Raw genomic sequence first — 17794 nt, 5'->3', positions numbered from 1 at the left:
ATCTTTAAAGCATTAACCATTAAAAAACTACAAACATGAGCAATAAAAAAGGCGGATTTCAGGAATTACTCTTCAAGACCATAATGCCTAAAGTTTATGGTATTGGTGCGGCTATCGTTATTATCGGTGCCATGTTCAAAATTTTGCACTGGGAGGGTGCGGCATTTATGTTAGGTGTGGGTCTTACCACTGAAGCCCTAATATTCTTATTAAGTGCATTCGAGCCTGCTCACGAAGAAGTAGACTGGAGTAAGGTTTATCCTGAATTGTCAGAAGATTTCGAAGGAGCGGCACCTAGAAGAAAGCAAATTTCTACAAATGGTTCTTCAACTGCTCAACAATTAGATAAAGTGTTGGAAGAAGGAAAAGTAGGACCTGACTTGATTAAAAGTCTGGGTGAAGGGATGAAAAGTATGGCAGAATCTGCTAAGCAAATGTCTAATTTAAGCAGCGCAGCAGTAGCCACAAATGATTATGCGACTAATGTAAAGCAAGCCAGTAAGTCATTACTTGAAATGAATAAATCTTATGACAGTACTGTAAAAGCCATGGCCGATATGTCAAATGCTTCTATGGATGCAAAACAATATCATTCTCAGGTTCAGGCTGTAACAAAAAACTTGTCTGCATTGAATCAAGTGTATGAAATGGAGTTGCAAGATTCTCAAAATCATGTGAAAGCAATGAATAAATTTTATTCCAACCTTTCAGTGGCTATGGAAAATATGACTGAAGCCAGTAAAGATACTGCACAGTTCAAAACAGAAGTTAAAAATCTTACAACTAATCTTTCTCAATTGAATAAAGTGTATGGAAATATGCTTTCTGCAATGAAAGGTTAATTAAATGTTGTACTAAAAAATAAAAATCTATGGCTGGCGGAAAAGAAACCCCAAGACAGAAGATGATTGGTATGATGTACCTGGTGCTAACAGCTCTGTTGGCATTGAACGTTAGTGTAACGGTACTCGACAAATTCATCGATATAAACAACTCCCTAGAAGTTTCTCTTGAAGCAGCTAAGGAGCTAAATGGAAATACTATAAAACGGATTGAGAATGCTGTAGAAGAGTCTGGTAACAGGCCTGCTGATGTAGCAATTCTTGACAAAGCTAAGGAAATCAGGGCTAAGACCAGAGAAATGATTAACGAGCTGGCTTCCTACAAAGAGAAGTTCATCGAAATAACTGGTGGTATCAATGAAGAAGGAGAAATAGTAGGTAAAACTGACTATGATTTGGTAGGTAACTATATGATGCCTGAAAACCAAAATCAAGGGGAGGCACTTCAAAAATCATTAAATGAATATTCTTCATTTTTGAATAATACTATCCAAGATTCAGTGATAAGATTCCAGCCTTTAGCACTTGATGCGAATGATAATCCGAGATTTCAAAATGATCCTAATCAAAAGAATAAGGATTGGGCTACTTTGGAATTTATGGGGACTCCTACACCAGCAGGTTTAGCTACAATAAGCGATTACCAAAATAAAGTAATGGCTTATGAATCTCGTGCGTTAGATCTTTTGGCAAGAAGAGTAGGTGCCAGCGACTTAAAATTTGATAAAATCAGACTTGTTGCCTTGCCTGAATCTAAAGTTGTTGCGGCAGGTGCAAAATACAAAGCCCATTTAATTGTTGCGGCCTCTTCATCAGCCGAAGATCCGGAAATGACTTGGGAAGGAAAATCTATACCTGTAGAAAGTGGAGAGGGACTGATTGAATTTACAGCTACTCCGGGTGCTTACGATAAAGATGGAACAGTACGTAAAACCTATGAAGCAACAGCTAAGTTAAAAGATAGTGTATATAGGGATGAAATTGAATATTTTGTTGCTAAGCCTGTAATTCAAGTTCAATCAGCTGCATTAAGTACTCTTTATTTAAATTGTGGCAATAAACTTAATGTGGCAGTTCCTGCTTTAGGAACTTCTTATAACCCTACATTTAATGTAACAGGTGGAACTTCTATCGCTGGTAAAGAGATAGGTGTGGTGACTGTAGTTCCTAATGCACCTAAAGTTAGGCTGGGGGTTTCTTCTAATGGAAATAAAATTGGAGATGTTGATTTTGATGTACAGCGAATCCCTAAGCCTTCCATAGAAGTATACAATGGGTCAAAACCAATTAATCAAAAGCAAGGAGAAAACATCAGCTCATTGAGGATTTTAAGATCTGCGGCTATTGCTGAGGATAATTTTAAAAAGCAATTGCCAGATGATGCGCAATATAAAGTAACTCAGTGGACAATTAGATTAGCTAGAGGTCCTCGACCTATCGGCCAGCCTATAAAAGCTACTAGTGAAACTGTAAACTTGTCTCAGATTATGTCTCAGGCCAAGTCTGGTGACAGGTTGGTAGTAGAAGTGGTTCAGGTATTGAGAAGAAACTTCAGAGGAAGTACAGAAGAGGTAAATATTGGAGAACAAACCAAAGTAATACCTCTTAACTAAGAATAATATTTTAATTTTTGTGTTATGAAAAAATTTGTGTTTTTAATAGTAATGTTGCCGATACTGTGTGTGGTACCAGGCATTGCTCAGGAGTCTCAGAATAATGGGTACAACCCTAATTCTATTCATCCTATTCATGAAGATGATATCATGTTCAAGAAAAGGGTGTGGAGAAGAATGGATTTGAAAGAGAAACAAAACCTGCCTTTTTTTGCAAGTGGAAATGAAATTAGTAAAATAATTATAGAAGCAGCAAAAGCAGGCATTCTCCCTATTTATAAAACAGATTCCATGAATTCAAGATATACGAAAGAGGAATTTCTTGAAAATTTGGAAAATCCACAACTTCGTGGTCTTGATGAGGAATTAGGTGGTGGTGATGATGCATGGGGTGGTGATGATGCCTGGGGTGATGATTCAGGAGATACTGCAGCAGCCGATGATGCTTGGGGAGGCGAAGAAGAAGCTGAAGATATCGGTCCAATAGATACAAAGTTTGCTCCAAGAGATGTTTCAGTAATGGAAATTGTTGAGGATATGATTTTCGACAAAAAACGTTCTACTATTAATTGGGATATTCAGGCCATCAAGTTGGTGATTCCTGCTGAGAAATTTACTGCGGGCATTCTAAGGGAAGTGGGTGTATTTAAATTCAAAGACTTAGTTAAGTTGTTTAGAAGTATGCCGGATGAAGCGATTTGGTTTAACCCTCAAAACAGTGCTGAACATAAGAATTTGGCTGATGCATTTGCTCTAAGATTATTTGAGGCTAGAATTGTAAAAGTAGCTAACCCTAATGATGATGCAATTATTGATGTTTATAGTGAGTCTCCTAAACAAGGAATTATGGCTTCTCAATGGATTGAGCATCAATTAATGGAAAAGGAACATGAATTATGGTCTTATTGATCAGTAATTAAATTCATAGCGACATAAAAAAAGGAGAGTTTTTTAAGACTCTCCTTTTTTATGCTGAAAGGATTTCATTAATACTTCTGCTTTATTACTACCCACTACCCTATTGAGTTCTTCAAAGCTTGCATCTTTTATTTTCCTGAGCGACTTAAAGTGAGTCAATAATTCATTAATTGTTTTCTCCCCAATACCGGATATCTTCTCTAGATCGCTTACAAAGGTGTTTTTACTTCTAATGTTGCGGTGAAAAGTGATAGCAAACCGGTGTGCTTCATCTCTTAGTCGCTGAAGTAATTTAAGTGATTCACTTTTTTTGCTGATGTGTAATGGAAATTGGTCTCCCGGAAAATATATCTCTTCCAATCTTTTGGCTATGCCAATTATGGGGATTTCTCCATAAAGGCCTAGTTCTTTTATGGCAATACAAGCAGCGTTTAACTGACCTTTGCCACCATCAATTACAATTAAGTTAGGTAAAGGAAGGTTTTCCTTTTGCAACCTTCCATATCTTCTGCCCACAATTTCTGTCATTGAAGCAAAATCATCAGGTCCAACAACAGTTTTGATGTGGTAATGTCTGTACTCATTTTTTGCTGGTCTGCCATTTTTGAAATGCACCATTGATGCAACGGGGTTTGTTCCTCCTAAATTAGAGTTGTCAAAGCATTCTATTCGTATAGGTAATTCTTTTAATTGTAAGTCAACTTGAAGCTGTTTGATCACCCTCAATTCTTTTATCTTGCTGGATTCATTTTGGTTAAGCTTTTCTTTTTTGAAGAACAAGGCATTTTTCAAACTCATGTCAACCAATTTCTTTTTATCTCCAATTTGAGGGGTGGTAAAATGGAATTCAGCAGGAATATTTTCTATTCCTATATTGGTAAGAATTTCCGGAGATGCACTTTGATAAAGGTTTCTTAAATCTATAATAGCAAGTAGTAAAATTTCGGCATCACTTTCTTCCAATTTCTTTTTGATTTCTATGGTCTGTGTGGCAATAATACTACCATTTTTGATTCTCATATAATTGAGAAAAGCTGATTTCTCTTCTGAAATAATAGAACACACATCAATATTTGTCAATCGTGGGTTGACTACCAATGATTTTGATTGGAATTTCTCCAATAGTTCCAGCTTGTTTTTATACTTCTGTGCTTCTTCAAACTGAAGCTCGCTGGCGGAAATTTCCATGTGTTCACGAAAGTATTGTTTTGGTATAATAAGATTTCCTTTAAGAATCTGCTCTGCTAATTCAATATCTTTTTGATAGTCAGCACTATTCTGAAAACCTTCACAGGGACCTTTACAATTTCCGATATGGTACTCCAGGCAAACTTTAAATTTACCTGATTGAATGTTTTTGTTACTTAAGTTGAGTTTGCAGGTCCTTATAGTATACAACTTTCTGATTAGCTCGAGCACATTGTTCATGGCTCTTACACTTGCATAGGGGCCGAAATAGGTGCCATTTCTGGTATTCCTATTCCTTGTGGCAATGATGCGTGGAAAAGGCTCATTGGTTACACATAGGTAAGGAAATGTTTTGTCATCTTTAAGTAATATATTGTATTTGGGCTGTAACTCTTTTATGAGGGAATTCTCTAAGAGTAAGGCATCAAATTCTGAATTGACAATAGATATTTCAATTTTCTGAATTTCACTAACAAGCTTTAATGTCTTTCTATTATGGGTTTTGGAATTATTAAAATAACTAGTAACCCTGTTTTTGAGATTTTTAGCCTTTCCAACATAGATTATTATCCCTTCACTATTATGGAATTTGTAAATTCCTGGTGAAGGGGGCAATAAATTGAACTCATCTCTTTTGAAAAAGGGGGATTCATACATTGTCTATCTCCAATCTATTAACTTGAAAACATATATGTGTACAATTAATAAACATGTATGTTTTCAAGTTTCTATTGAATACCATCTACATCAAACTGATTAACTTGTTCCACTGAATCAGTTAGGTTCATTTGTTGCCTATTATATTCTTCGCAATCTAATTGAATCGAGAAATTGGATGGTTTTTTGAACTTGCCTTTAGTAATTCCAAGTTCTTCATCTGCATACACCTTTTTCATAAAAATTTCCCAGATAGGCATAGCCATTCTTGCTCCCTGACCTAAAGCTATGCTTTTAAAGTGAATGCTGCGATCATCTCCACCTACCCATGCACCAGCCACCAGGTCATTAGTTACACCCATGAACCAACCATCAGAAAAGTTTTGTGTAGTTCCTGTTTTTGCGCCTACTTCATTATCTGTTCTTAGTTCCCTGTCCAACCCTAAGGCTGTACCTCCAGGTAGTTCTGTTGCTCCTTTTAACATATGGAGCATGGCGTAAGCAGTTTCTGAACTTAATGCCTCTCCGGTTTTAGGCACAAATTGCTTTAGTACTTTTCCATTTTTATCTTCAATCCTATCAATGTAGAAAGGTTTGGTATAAAAGCCATCATTCACAAATGTACTGTAGGCACCCACAAGCTCATAGACGGATACATCTGATGTACCCAAACATAAAGCTGGAACCGCCTGCAAAGGGCTTTCAATGCCTAATCTTTTAGCATAATTCACAACAGTTTCAGGACCAATTTTTCTCATCACGTATGCTGTGCCTGAATTCAGGGATTGTGCCATCGCCTGCCTAATGGTCATGGTTTCCCCGGTATACCTTCCTGTAGAGTTAGAGGGGGTCCAGGTTGGAGGATCTCCTACTACTTCAAAAGTAACAGGAACATCTTGAATTTGGTAGCAGGGTGAATAGCCATTATCGATAGCAGCGGCATATACCAAAGGCTTAAATGTTGAGCCTGGTTGCCTTCTTCCTTGCTTTACATGATCGTATTTGAAATATTTATAGTTAATGCCTCCTACCCAGGCTTTGATGTGACCGTTGTGAGGGTCCATGGCCATAAAACCTGTGTTCAAAAAGTTTTTAAAGTATTTGATGGAGTCTATAGTACTGAAAACCGTATCAACTTCTCCTTCCCAACTAAAAACAGTCATCGGTTTCTTTTCATTTAATTTATCAAATATTTTATCTTCATCATTACCGTATTCCTTTTTCAACTGCTTGTAATAAGTAGTTTTCTTGGCCTCATTTATAAGGAAATCTTTTATTTCATTTCCTTCCTCATCTCTCCATGGATTTTGTCCATCCCAGTGCTCATCAAAAAGTTTTTGTTGGTATGCCATATGAGTTTCAACAGCCTCTTCCGCATACTTCTGCATTCGACTATCTATGGTGGTATATATTTTCAAACCATCTTCATATAAGTCATAGCCATTCTCTCTTGACCAGGCCAAAAGATCCCAAAGGATAGTGCCTCTAAAATAAGTAGCCAGCCCGTCATTATGGTTTTTGACATCATAGTCTAATTCTATGGGTTTCGCCCTGAGGGAATCAAAGGCAATATCATCTATATAGCCATATTTATGTAACTGACCCAACACTGTGTTTCTTCTATGAAAAGCATTTTTAGGCTCATAAACCGGGCTGTATAGGTTGGGGTTTTTACACAAACCTACCAATACCGCAGCCTCTTCAATTTTTAGTTGATCAGGAGTAGTATTAAAGAAAGTGGCAGCTGCTGTTTTTATGCCAAAGGCATTGCTTCCAAATTCAAAAGTGTTCAGGTACATAGCAATAATTTCTTTTTTGGTATATGATTGCTCCAGCTTAACGGCAACAATCCATTCTTTCATTTTTGCTATTACCAATCCTAATACCGGCACATCATTTAAAGAGCCATTGGATAAATCACTTCTGGTTCTAAAAAGTATTTTTGCCAGTTGCTGGGTGATAGTACTTCCTCCACCCGAACTTTTATCAAAAAGGAGGACTGACTTGAAGAATACTCTCCCTAAGCCATACAAATCAATACCTGAGTGTTCAATATATCTCACATCTTCCGTAGCTATCAAAGCATTCACCACATTTGGAGATAATTCATCAAATGTTACCTGACTTCTGTTGTACCGGAAATACTTTCCCATTTCAACATTGTCCGCAAAATAAAGTACAGAAGATAAATCACTTTTAGGATTTTCTAATGATTTTAAACTTGGGAGTTCGCCATACCATCCATTAAGGTTAATACTTATGGAATAAATAAATAAGGAAATAGCTAATATACCGCCAAAGAAAACTATCCACAGGGCAGTTATTATTTTTTTTGTTATTGATTTCTTTTTTACTTCTGATGTCATGGTATTAGATTATAATTCTCCTTGAAAAAGTCATTATAACTGTCAGGGATTTTTGATTGATAGAATATTTGGAAGTTATCTTTTGATATAATAAAGTTACTAAAATTTAACGAGCTAAAATTTTTCAAAGGAGATGCATCACTATTGAATTTTAAATAAAATGATTCTGCAGTCTTTCGATCTTTAAACTCGCTTAATAAAATCATTGACTGATCCGCATTGAAAACAAGATTTCCCGCATTAAGAGTTTCATTTGGATAGAAATCTTTGGCAAAATTTTCAATCTCACCAGGTAAAATCCCTGATAACGCTTTGTTGTTTTCATATATCACCACAAAATAATGGGCCTGATCAAAGTAAGGAGTGTATTTGATTTTGTTTTTTGCTAGTTGTTGCTGGTTAAATTGATCCACAGCTTGAAGTAATTGTTTTGCGAAATCCAATAATTCACTTTCCGGGTATTTCTTCACAAATTGTTGGAGCTTATAAACATAATTGGTACGGCCTTCAGTTTTACCTGTAATTAATGCCTCCAATAATTTCAAGTTGTCTTCATATTCATTTTCCGGGTAGTTCTCCAATCCATCTGCAATATGTGATAACGCAAGTTTGAAACTGTCAACATCATAAGCCTTAAAAGCTTTTTCGTATATCACTTTTACTTTTGCACTTGCCAAATTACTCTCTTCCTGATAGTTAGGATTGATGATGAGCTTGGCAAATATGGTTTCAGGGAAATTACTTGTGAGTTCATCCGCATACTTGTTTGCTTCTACAGGATCAGTTTCTTTATGAAAAATGTATAGTAGGTAAAGCAATTCTGGCTTGTATTCTGTTTCAGGGTAGCGTGTAAGAAGTGTAGAATAGGTTTCAGCTGCTTCTTTTTTTTCTTTTAAATCAAAATTGTAGATATTCCCTAATTTATAATAAGCGACCTCCATTTCTTCATTGAGGGCTACTTGTCTTTCTTCTGAGAAAGGAATGGATGCGTAAAAAGCATTTCTTTCTTTTTCCAATTGAGCCTCTTCATCCAAAGGTTCTCCGCCTTCTTGTACAAGTAATTCATCACTTAACTGAACACCTTCTTCTTCGCTCTCCCGGTCTGATACTTTTTTGTCATTGGTTCTCCAATTATCTTGCAAGGAACGATCTCCCCATATCCTTTTAAACTCATTGATTCCGGAAGCTACAGTCGTGGGATCGTAAAAATAGAATTTACCATTTGCTCCTAAATTGGTTTGCATGGCGGGTGTACTAAAAGAATTTTGCTGATTGATATTTGATTTGTTTCTTTCTTCTTTGCGTTTTTGTTTAGACTCTTCCTTTTCTCTTGCCAATCTTTCATTTCTTTGTTGAACAAATATTTGCCCTAATTGGGTAGAATCCATGGAAGCAAGCGTAAGTAAGCTGTCATTTTGTTGGATAATATCAATTTGTGTAATGAAATTAGACAATACTTTTTGCCTTGTTTCTACCTGAGGGTATATTTCCTCATCCTTAGGCATTATGCTTGCGGCACTGTCATAATAAGCCTTGGCTAAAGGATAACTTTTCAATTTATCAAAGTATAATACACCTAATTTGTGGTATGAAAATGACTTCTGTCTCGGATTATCTATGCTCTCACTTATAGATGATTCATAGAAAGGTATGGCTTCTTTAATATTGCCTTGTTTTAATTCAAACTCAGCCATTTCATAGTATATTTTATCTCTAAACTCTTTGTTCTTACCATCTTTAAGTAATTGAGAAAAATATTTTCTTATTTTCTTTATATCTGCTCCTTTACTAAGCTCTGTCACCTGTGCAATATTCAGGCGTGCATGAAAAGAAAAAGCATAAGGAGGTTGGTTTTTTAGGACGTTTTGGTAATTATCATAAGCCATGGCATCTAAACCTGCTTTCTGGAAGAGCTGGGCAAGAATATAATGAACCTTGGCCTTTTCCTCACCTTTTTTCATTAACTCCACAGCAGCACTTAAGTAGTTGATTACATTATTAGGATCATTAGTGATTTGATAGAAGTGGGCAGCATTTAAATATAAATCCCGTTTATTGGATTTGGTGAGCTTTTGTCTGTTGAGGTAATCTATGACTGCCAAGGCATTATTATACTCTTTATATTCTGTAAATGTCCTTATTAAATTTATCAATGCTCGGTGTTTGGTAGGGTCATCCTTGCCATTAACGTTTACATATTTAAAGGTTTCTATTGATTCTTCATACTCCTGGTTCAACATACGTACAATACCCACAAGTATATAGCTATCATCCACCCATTTACTTACTTTATGTCTTTGAATAGCTATAGATGCTTTTTTGATAACATCTTCAATTTTTTCTTCATTGGCATTGACAATGTTCGTATCTATGGGCGCAAATACTTTTAATGTTTTGTTAAAATTATTTTTATGAGCGTCTTTTATTTCTTCTAAAACCTCATTTAATTTTTCATTGGCAATAAAATATGCATTAAATTTTGCCGTAACATTATGGTATGCATAACTGGTGACACCGGTATTTGCTGGTGAACATGCGGTTATAGCTAGTATAAGCCCATAAATAAAGATCCGATATTTTAAAAATAATGTTTTCACTGATAGTATCAACGACTAATTTACACGATTCATATAATATTACTATTGAGACTGAATGATATTATGTATTTTTGCACTAAATAAATAGAAATTGATTTGCGCATAAGAAAAACAATGTCCAATTGGCTCACCACACGCTACCAGATGGTGGTGAGGAATGAAGAAAACTTAGCAGAAGTTTCTTCTGTTAATTTTACCTATGCAAAGGTAATAGTTATAAGTCTATTGATCTTCATTTTATTTTTTATTGGAGGTCTTTTTCTGGCTCAAACAGCTCTTTCGCAATGGTTCGACCCACGTCATACCACTATGGAATATAACCGTAAGTTGCTGAAGCTCACAGTGGAAATGGATTCCTTAAAGTGGAAATTAAGGTCTCAAAATAAATTTATCGATAATTTTCAGAATGTACTTAAAGGAGATGTTCCAACGGGAACAGTCTATAGAGAACCTGATAATTTAGGCTCTGATGATTTCAACAGGGACATGAACCCCGGAAAAATATCGGAAGGAGACTCCATAATAAGAGAAGAATTCGAACAAATAGAAGTTTCACTCACTAGTTACAGTAGAAATAATTATTCAGAAGAATTAAAAGATATTTTCTTTTTTACTCCTTTGCAGGGAATTGTAAGCTCACCTTATGATTTATCCATTGATCATTATGGAGTAGATATTGTGGCAAAAAACAATGAGCCTGTGAAATCTATTGCTGATGGAACCGTTATACTCTCATCATGGACACAGGAGGGCGGATATGTAATTGCGGTACAACATCGGGCTAATCTGATATCAGTAATTCGACATAATTCGGCATTATTAAAAAAAGTTGGTAATTTTGTGAACGCAGGAGAGGTAATTTCAATTATAGGTAACACAGGTGAACTTACTACAGGCCCGCATGTTCATTTAGAACTTTGGTATAATGGTAATCCGGTAGACCCGGAAGAATTTATTACTTTTTAAATAAAGCAATTAGATGTTTAACAAGACACAGAACAAAAAACAAATGGCACAAGACATAACCAGTTCCAGTAATACTGTTGGGAAAGGAACCACAATAAATGGAGATATTGAAACTTTTGGCAATATCAGAATAGACGGTAGAGTTGTAGGCAATATCAAAACCAAGTCGAAATTGGTATTGGGTAGCACATCACATATCGAGGGGAATGTGCTCTCTCAAAATGCAGAGATTGAAGGAGAAGTAAAAGGAGTGGTTGAAATCACCGAACTTTTAGTTTTAAAACCTTCTGCAGTTGTACACGGAGATATTATTACCAATAAATTAGTTGTTGAATCAGGTGCTACTTTTAACGGTTCGTGCAAAATGGGCGTAGCTACTAAAAGTATTAAAATAGGAGATGAAGTAGCGAATGGACAAGCAACCCCAAAATTCAAAGAAGCAAAAGCAGTTTAATAATTACATTAAATATTCCGGTTTGGCATTCCAGATGTTGGGTACTATCGGGCTTTTTGTATTTATTGGCTATAAATTAGATGAGTGGTTTGACAAAACCACTCCGGTTAATTTAATTATTTTTTCCCTTCTAGGCATAGCGATCTCCCTGTACCAGATTATCAGGGAATTTGTCTGACGAAAATAATTGCTTTGAAAAACGTATTTATCCAATCTTTTAAGTTATTAATAATGGCGGCTGTTCAGTTGGCCATTGTTTTTTTATTGTCTCAGAATGAGAAGTTGTCTTTCTTGATTCATGAATCAGCGTATATGATGGTAGGATTCCTCGCCATTTCCATGTTTTTGATTCATTTGTTAAACATTAAAGCTTTCAAATCGGATACCTATGAAAGAGGAGGACAGCTTTTTGCCGCAATAACTACCCGGCTTTTGCTGTCAATGAGTTTCGTTTTGGTAATGGCCTATTTGGGTATAGAAGATAAGCTAACATTTATCTTTAATTTTTTTGTACTGTATTTGTCATATATGTTGTTTGAAATCATTACTATAATGTCTAACTTGCGCGAAATTTCAGCAGGAACTGATAAAGCTTCAAAAAATGATTAAAAACAACCGCAATAGGTTTATACCCTTGGTAATTCTTTTTTTATTTTCATTATTATTTACTGAAAAACTACAGGCTTCGGACGAAGGGGAGGATTTTAATGCCACTGAGATGATCATGCATCATATTAGTGACTCACACGAATTTCATATTTTAGGTGAAGGAGAATCTTCTGTATCTGTTCCACTACCTATTATTCTATATACTAAAAACGGCTTGGATATTTTCATGTCCAGCAAGTTTCATCACGGTGAAGAGACAGTAACTACTGATAAAGGTTCTTACGAATTGATCCATGATAAAATTTACTATGCAGGAACTTATTCTGAAGAAGAGCATACGGGTGAGCAGCCTCTGGATTTTTCTATTACCAAAAATGTTTTTACTTTAATTCTCTCTTCCTTACTAATCTGCCTTATCTTTATTTCTACAGCCAGGGCCTATAAGAAAAGGCCGGGAGCGCCAAAAGGCTTGCAATCATTTATGGAGCCTTTGATCATTTTTGTAAGGGATGAAATAGCCATACCTAATATTGGTAAGAATTATTATAAATTTATGCCATATCTCTTGACTGTATTTTTCTTTATATGGTTGAGTAATTTAATAGGACTCGTACCTTTCTTTCCCGGGAGCTCCAACTTAAGTGGGAATGTTTCATTTACGGCTACTTTAGCGGTAATTACTTTATTAGTGACTACTTTCAGTGGTAATAAAGCTTATTGGAAACATATATTCTGGATGCCAGGTGTGCCGGTACCAGTAAAAATATTATTGGCTCCTATTGAGTTGATTAGCGTTTTTGCCAAGCCATTTGCCTTGGCGGTTCGTTTGTTTGCCAACATTACGGCAGGACATATTGTAATTTTATCATTAATAGGATTAATCTTTATTTTAGGGTCAGTGGCAGCATCCGCAGTTGCGGTACCATTGGCATTGTTTATTAGTGTGTTGGAATTGTTAGTGGCATTTTTACAGGCGTTTGTCTTTACTTTGCTATCTGCATTATTCATCGGTCAGGCAGTAGCTGAGCCGGAACATCATTAATTTTAGTATTTGCATTTTCAATGTTTAATTAAATATATATAAAAATGACAGGAACAGTAGCAGCAATCGGAGCAGGACTTGCAGTAATAGGTGCAGGTTATGGTATTGGTAAGATTGGTGGATCGGCAATGGAAGCAATTGCCAGACAACCGGAAGCATCAGGAAAAATCCAGGGTGCAATGATTATTGCCGCAGCCTTGATAGAAGGTGTGGCTTTATTCGGTGTAGTAGTTGCCTTATTACAAGGATAAGAAAAAGGATTACTTAAAACCTGCAGCGATAGGCTGCAGGTTTTTCATAGTTCCATTAAGAGTCATTTAACAAAGAAAACTTTATATAAAATGGATTTAATAACCCCATCGATTGGTCTTGTATTTTGGACTACCTTAGTATTCCTGATATTAATCACTATCCTTCGTGCTTTTGCATGGAAGCCAATCCTTTCTGCTTTAAGGGCAAGAGAAGATTCAATAGAGGAGGCTCTGAAATCAGCAGAGCATGCCAAACAAGAAATGGCAAAGCTTCAGGCTGATAATCAAAAATTATTACAGGAAGCTAGAGCTGAAAGAGACAAGTTATTGAAAGATGCTACTGAAATAGCCAATAAAATTAAAGAAGAGGCTAAAACTGATGCATCAAAGCAAACTGAAAAAATGATCAGTGATGCTAAAAAGGCTATTGAGGTTGAAAAAAATGCTGCTTTAAAAGAAGTAACCGTTAAAGTTGCCGAACTGTCACTAAACATTGCTGAAAAAGTATTGCGTAAGAATTTATCTAATGATAAAGAGCAAAAAGCTTTAGTAGATGAATATTTAAAAGATATAAAACTCAATTAATCTGATATATGTCAGAAATTAGAATTGCTTCGCGTTACGCTAAATCCCTGTTAGACCTTACGGTTGAGAAGAATACCCTTGAAGCTACCAAAAATGATATTGATTTATTTTTGAAGGTATGTGAAGAGAATAGGGATTTTGTATTGTTACTAAAAAACCCGATTGTACAAAGTGGTAAAAAGAGTGCAATCATAAAAAGTATTTTTGAAGGGAAAGTATCAGACCTTACTCTTGCATTTTTTGCAATTATTGCAAGAAAGGGCAGAGAGGCTTTTTTACCGGAAATAGCGGGTTCTTTTATCGCTCAATACAATGAGTTTAAAGGAATAATCAAGGCTGAGGTAACCACTACTTTTTCTTTGACTCCTGAATTGAAGAAGGAAGTAGAGAAGGTTGTGAAGGAGATTTCAGGTAAGAATGTTGACCTTACAGAAATTGTGGATAAAGACATAATTGGTGGGTTCATCATTAAAGTCGGAGACAGACAAATTGATGATACAGTAAGTAGTAAACTTAATGTACTCAGAAGAGAAATGACTCAAAATCAATACATCAAACAGATATAAAATTAATTAACCTATAATAATATAATAATGGCAGAGGTTAGACCAGATGAGGTTTCAGCAATATTAAGAGAACAACTTTCCAGTTTCAAAACAGAAGCTGAATTAGAAGAAGTAGGCACCGTGCTTCAAATTGGTGATGGTGTTGCTCGTATTTATGGCTTAACACAAGCCCAATCAGGTGAGTTATTAGAGTTTGAAAATGGTTTGCAAGCTTTGGTATTGAACCTTGAAGAGGACAATGTGGGAGCTGTATTATTAGGTGAAACCAAAGGAATAAAAGAAGGAGACACTGTTAAAAGAACAGGTAAAATTGCTTCTATCCAGGTAGGTGATGGCATTATGGGGAGAGTTGTAAATGCTCTTGGCCACCCGATTGATGGAAAAGGACCTATTGCAGGTAAGCTGTACGAAATGCCTTTGGAAAGAAAAGCTCCCGGGGTTATTTTCAGAGAGCCTGTAACAGAGCCGTTGCAAACAGGAGTGAAAGCTATTGATGCTATGATTCCTGTAGGTAGGGGACAAAGGGAATTGATTATTGGTGACCGTCAGACAGGTAAATCTGCTGTGGCGATTGATACCATTATCAACCAAAAAGAATTTTACGATGCAGGTAAGCCTGTTTATTGCATATATGTAGCCATTGGGCAAAAAGCTTCAACTGTAGCAATGATTGTTGCAGAGTTGGAAAAAGCTGGTGCTATGGAGTACACTACCATTGTATCTGGTTCAGCTGCTGATCCGGCCCCTCTTCAATTCTACGCTCCATTCTCTGGTGCGGCAATTGGCGAGTTCTTCAGGGATACAGGTCGTCCGGCATTAGTAGTATATGATGATTTATCAAAACAAGCTGTTGCCTACCGTGAAGTTTCCCTTTTATTGAGAAGACCTCCGGGACGTGAAGCTTATCCTGGGGATGTGTTTTACTTGCACTCTCGTTTATTAGAAAGAGCGGCAAAAGTGATTAATGATGACAACATTGCCAAGGACATGAATGATTTACCTGAATCTTTAAAGGGAATGGTAAAAGGTGGAGGTTCTTTAACGGCTTTACCAATTATTGAGACCCAGGCAGGTGACGTTTCAGCCTATATCCCAACCAACGTAATTTCTATTACAGATGGGCAAATATTCCTGGATACTGACCTGTTTAACTCTGGTATCAGGCCAGCTATTAACGTAGGTATTTCGGTATCCCGTGTAGGTGGTAATGCGCAGATTAAATCAATGAAAAAAGTTGCAGGTACGTTAAAGCTTGATCAGGCTCAGTTCCGTGAATTAGAGGCTTTCTCTAAGTTTGGTTCTGATTTGGATCCAACTACCAAAAAGGTAATTGAAAGAGGAAAGCGTAATCAGGAGATTCTTAAGCAAGCGCAATATTCTCCGGTATCAGTTGAGCAGCAAGTTGCAATTATTGTAGCTTCTACCAAAGGATTCCTTGATAAGGTGCCTGTAAACAAGGTGAAGGAGTTTGAAAAGGAATTCGCCAGAATGATGGAAGCACAAGAGAAAGAAACACTTAATGCTTTTAAATCAGGAAAATACACTGACGAATTAATTGCTGTAGTGGAAAAAGTAGCTAAAGATTTAGCTTCTAAATATTAAATAAATAAAGCGGTATAAAGGCTTTTATACCGCTGTTTTGATGAATAGAACATTTAATTCCCGGAGGGAAATTGAAACTTACTCATAAGCTGAATGGCAAATCTTAAGGAAGTAAAGAACAGAATTAACTCAGTAGTTTCTACTCAACAAATTACTAAAGCCATGAAAATGGTGGCGGCAGCAAAATTGAAGAGGGCTCAGGACAGGATTACTATGATGCGTCCCTACTCTCAGCATCTTTCTGCTATACTGCAAAATGTGAGTGAAAATAATGATGGCGATATGGATAATCCATACGCAGAGCAGAGACCTGTTGGTAAATTATTAATTGTATTAGTTACCTCTGATAAAGGCTTGTGTGGTGCTTTCAATAGTTTTGTTGTTCGAAAGGCCAAAAGCTTAATGGAAGGGCAGTATTTGGAATTGGCAAAATCAGGAAATATCGATTTTCTTCCAATAGGAAAAAAAGGAATGGAGTATGTTAGAAGGAATAAATTACCTTATAATGCTACTTATGTTGATCTTTTTAATTCTCTGAATTTTGCTGATGTAAGTGAGGCGGCTAATTATGTGATGAAAGAATTCACTAAAGGCACTTATGACAAAGTAGAAATTTTGTATAATGAGTTCATCAATGCAGCTACCCAGGTAGTGAACAATGAGCAGTTTCTTCCTATTGAAAAGAAAGAGGAGGAAGGCTCAACGGCTAAATCTTCCGGGAACGATTATATTTACGAACCTTCCAAGGATTATATTCAGGATGAATTAATTCCTACTTCATTGAAGACACAGTTTTTTAAAGCCCTGTTGGACTCCAATGCGTCTGAACAAGGAGCAAGGATGACCGCAATGGATAAGGCGACAGAGAATGCAGGAGACTTGCTAAAAGAGTTAAGGCTAAAATATAATAGAACTCGTCAGGCAGCTATTACAACTGAAATTCTTGAAATTACAGCGGGTGCAGAAGCTTTAGCAGCTCAATAATAGTACGATCTAATAAAATATTGAGAAGCCTTGTTTACTTAGTAGATGAGGCTTTTTTAATGTTTCCAGTTCACTTCCTTCGTACTATTAACAGCTCGCATAATATCTCTTTGGCTGATTTGCCCAACTAATTTGCCATCTTTCAATACAGGGAATCTTCTGAACCGCAAGCGAAGAAACATATTGGCAGCCTCAAAAATATTAGTTTCAGGCGGAATGGAAATAATATTGGTGGCCATATGATCCTTTACCAAGCCAGGCAACCTGGGAGTATTATTGTATTTTCCTCTTACAATTTCCTTAAGGCAATCACCTTCGGAAATAATACCTACCAGTTCCTGATTTTCGTTTACAACAGGCCCACCTGAAATCTTATTTCTTAAAAGAATCTCCATTACTTCATTAATAGATTGGAGCTCATTAAATGTAATAAGTTTAGTGGCCATATAATCTGATACAGTGACAGATTGAGGTTCTTCTTTTTTGTTATTTTTAAGGGTGAATGCCCCTTGATAGCTCTTTACCATGATTGAAAAAGTTTTAAAGTTTCTATT

At 36.2% G+C, this 17794-nt stretch carries 17 protein-coding genes; 13 read left to right on the top strand and 4 right to left on the bottom strand.

What is annotated here, in order from left to right; genetic code table 11:
- The first annotated feature begins 35 nt into the window (after positions 1-35).
- Genes porL through porN form a run of 3 tightly spaced genes read left to right on the top strand, consistent with a single transcriptional unit; the run spans position 36 to position 3364 of the window.
- Positions 36-842 (top strand): type IX secretion system motor protein PorL/GldL, encoded by an 807-nt coding sequence (porL, locus tag JKA74_RS12475; RefSeq protein WP_201431527.1) that lies wholly within the window; start codon positions 36-38, stop codon positions 840-842.
- A 29-nt stretch (positions 843-871) separates the two neighbouring features.
- Positions 872-2455 (top strand): type IX secretion system motor protein PorM/GldM, encoded by a 1584-nt coding sequence (gene porM, locus JKA74_RS12470; protein WP_201431526.1) that lies wholly within the window; start codon positions 872-874, stop codon positions 2453-2455.
- Positions 2456-2479: 24 nt separating this feature from the next.
- Positions 2480-3364: a type IX secretion system ring subunit PorN/GldN gene (porN, locus tag JKA74_RS12465; protein ID WP_201431525.1), complete on the top strand. Its 885-nt coding sequence runs from the start codon at positions 2480-2482 to the stop codon at positions 3362-3364.
- A gap of 42 nt (positions 3365-3406) precedes the next feature.
- On the opposite strand, the gene uvrC is transcribed toward porN, so the two are convergent.
- From uvrC to porW, 3 genes are all read right to left on the bottom strand, one after another.
- On the bottom strand, positions 3407-5218 hold the full coding sequence (gene uvrC, locus JKA74_RS12460) for an excinuclease ABC subunit UvrC (protein ID WP_201431524.1): 1812 nt from the start codon (positions 5216-5218) through the stop codon (positions 3407-3409).
- A 71-nt stretch (positions 5219-5289) separates the two neighbouring features.
- Positions 5290-7584, bottom strand: a complete 2295-nt coding sequence (locus JKA74_RS12455) for a penicillin-binding protein 1A (protein WP_201431523.1) — start codon at positions 7582-7584, stop codon at positions 5290-5292.
- Positions 7581-10181, bottom strand: coding sequence for a type IX secretion system periplasmic lipoprotein PorW/SprE (gene porW / locus JKA74_RS20965; protein ID WP_201431522.1), 2601 nt, complete (start codon positions 10179-10181; stop codon positions 7581-7583). Before porW ends, JKA74_RS12455 begins: the two co-directional genes overlap by 4 nt.
- Before the next feature lie 96 nt (positions 10182-10277).
- On the opposite strand from porW, the gene JKA74_RS12445 reads away from it, so the two are divergent.
- The 10 genes from JKA74_RS12445 (at position 10278) to atpG (ending at position 17240) form a co-directional block, all read left to right on the top strand.
- Positions 10278-11147 (top strand): M23 family metallopeptidase, encoded by an 870-nt coding sequence (locus tag JKA74_RS12445; protein ID WP_201431521.1) that lies wholly within the window; start codon positions 10278-10280, stop codon positions 11145-11147.
- Positions 11148-11190: 43 nt separating this feature from the next.
- Entirely contained in the window at positions 11191-11601 is a 411-nt protein-coding gene (locus JKA74_RS12440) for a bactofilin family protein (RefSeq protein WP_407659054.1), read from the top strand.
- Positions 11558-11779 (top strand): AtpZ/AtpI family protein, encoded by a 222-nt coding sequence (locus JKA74_RS12435; RefSeq protein ID WP_262895934.1) that lies wholly within the window; start codon positions 11558-11560, stop codon positions 11777-11779. Before JKA74_RS12440 ends, JKA74_RS12435 begins: the two co-directional genes overlap by 44 nt.
- Before the next feature lie 14 nt (positions 11780-11793).
- Positions 11794-12210, top strand: a complete 417-nt coding sequence (locus tag JKA74_RS12430; RefSeq protein WP_201431519.1) for a hypothetical protein — start codon at positions 11794-11796, stop codon at positions 12208-12210.
- The gene (atpB, locus tag JKA74_RS12425; RefSeq protein WP_201431518.1) at positions 12203-13252 is read left to right on the top strand and encodes a F0F1 ATP synthase subunit A; all 1050 of its coding nucleotides are present in this window, start codon (positions 12203-12205) and stop codon (positions 13250-13252) included. The genes JKA74_RS12430 and atpB overlap by 8 nt, the downstream gene beginning before the upstream one ends.
- A gap of 44 nt (positions 13253-13296) precedes the next feature.
- Entirely contained in the window at positions 13297-13503 is a 207-nt protein-coding gene (gene atpE, locus JKA74_RS12420) for an ATP synthase F0 subunit C (RefSeq protein ID WP_201431517.1), read from the top strand.
- Between the two features lie 90 nt (positions 13504-13593).
- A complete protein-coding gene (locus JKA74_RS12415; RefSeq protein WP_201431516.1) occupies positions 13594-14088 on the top strand; it encodes a F0F1 ATP synthase subunit B in 495 nt (164 codons plus the stop codon).
- 8 nt (positions 14089-14096) lie between these two features.
- A complete protein-coding gene (gene atpH / locus JKA74_RS12410; protein ID WP_201431515.1) occupies positions 14097-14654 on the top strand; it encodes an ATP synthase F1 subunit delta in 558 nt (185 codons plus the stop codon).
- 27 nt (positions 14655-14681) lie between these two features.
- The gene (atpA, locus tag JKA74_RS12405; RefSeq protein ID WP_201431514.1) at positions 14682-16256 is read left to right on the top strand and encodes a F0F1 ATP synthase subunit alpha; all 1575 of its coding nucleotides are present in this window, start codon (positions 14682-14684) and stop codon (positions 16254-16256) included.
- A gap of 93 nt (positions 16257-16349) precedes the next feature.
- Positions 16350-17240 carry an ATP synthase F1 subunit gamma gene (gene atpG, locus JKA74_RS12400; RefSeq protein ID WP_201431513.1) on the top strand — a complete coding sequence of 297 codons (891 nt, stop codon included), beginning with the start codon at positions 16350-16352 and terminating at the stop codon, positions 17238-17240.
- Positions 17241-17296: 56 nt separating this feature from the next.
- Here atpG and JKA74_RS12395 read toward each other — a convergent pair whose 3' ends face one another.
- A complete protein-coding gene (locus tag JKA74_RS12395; RefSeq protein WP_201431512.1) occupies positions 17297-17767 on the bottom strand; it encodes a CBS domain-containing protein in 471 nt (156 codons plus the stop codon).
- Positions 17768-17794 lie beyond the last annotated feature (27 nt).

Source organism: Marivirga aurantiaca, assembly GCF_016679925.1.
In the GTDB taxonomy this organism is placed as follows: domain Bacteria; phylum Bacteroidota; class Bacteroidia; order Cytophagales; family Cyclobacteriaceae; genus Marivirga; species Marivirga aurantiaca.
This window is presented reverse-complemented; position numbering and strand designations above follow the sequence as displayed.

Excerpts from the sequence above, each read along its gene's own strand:
- uvrC (WP_201431524.1), bottom strand. The coding sequence starts at position 5,218 with ATGTATGAATCCCCCTTTTTCAAAAGAGATGAGTTCAATTTATTGCCC.
- JKA74_RS12415 (WP_201431516.1), top strand. The coding sequence starts at position 13,594 with ATGGATTTAATAACCCCATCGATTGGTCTTGTATTTTGGACTACCTTA.
- JKA74_RS12440 (WP_407659054.1), top strand. The coding sequence starts at position 11,191 with ATGGCACAAGACATAACCAGTTCCAGTAATACTGTTGGGAAAGGAACC.
- JKA74_RS12395 (WP_201431512.1), bottom strand. The coding sequence starts at position 17,767 with ATGGTAAAGAGCTATCAAGGGGCATTCACCCTTAAAAATAACAAAAAA.
- porM (WP_201431526.1), top strand. The coding sequence starts at position 872 with ATGGCTGGCGGAAAAGAAACCCCAAGACAGAAGATGATTGGTATGATG.
- porL (WP_201431527.1), top strand. The coding sequence starts at position 36 with ATGAGCAATAAAAAAGGCGGATTTCAGGAATTACTCTTCAAGACCATA.
- atpH (WP_201431515.1), top strand. The coding sequence starts at position 14,097 with ATGTCAGAAATTAGAATTGCTTCGCGTTACGCTAAATCCCTGTTAGAC.
- atpA (WP_201431514.1), top strand. The coding sequence starts at position 14,682 with ATGGCAGAGGTTAGACCAGATGAGGTTTCAGCAATATTAAGAGAACAA.
- porN (WP_201431525.1), top strand. The coding sequence starts at position 2,480 with ATGAAAAAATTTGTGTTTTTAATAGTAATGTTGCCGATACTGTGTGTG.
- JKA74_RS12455 (WP_201431523.1), bottom strand. The coding sequence starts at position 7,584 with ATGACATCAGAAGTAAAAAAGAAATCAATAACAAAAAAAATAATAACT.
- atpB (WP_201431518.1), top strand. The coding sequence starts at position 12,203 with ATGATTAAAAACAACCGCAATAGGTTTATACCCTTGGTAATTCTTTTT.
- JKA74_RS12435 (WP_262895934.1), top strand. The coding sequence starts at position 11,558 with ATGGACAAGCAACCCCAAAATTCAAAGAAGCAAAAGCAGTTTAATAAT.
- atpG (WP_201431513.1), top strand. The coding sequence starts at position 16,350 with ATGGCAAATCTTAAGGAAGTAAAGAACAGAATTAACTCAGTAGTTTCT.
- atpE (WP_201431517.1), top strand. The coding sequence starts at position 13,297 with ATGACAGGAACAGTAGCAGCAATCGGAGCAGGACTTGCAGTAATAGGT.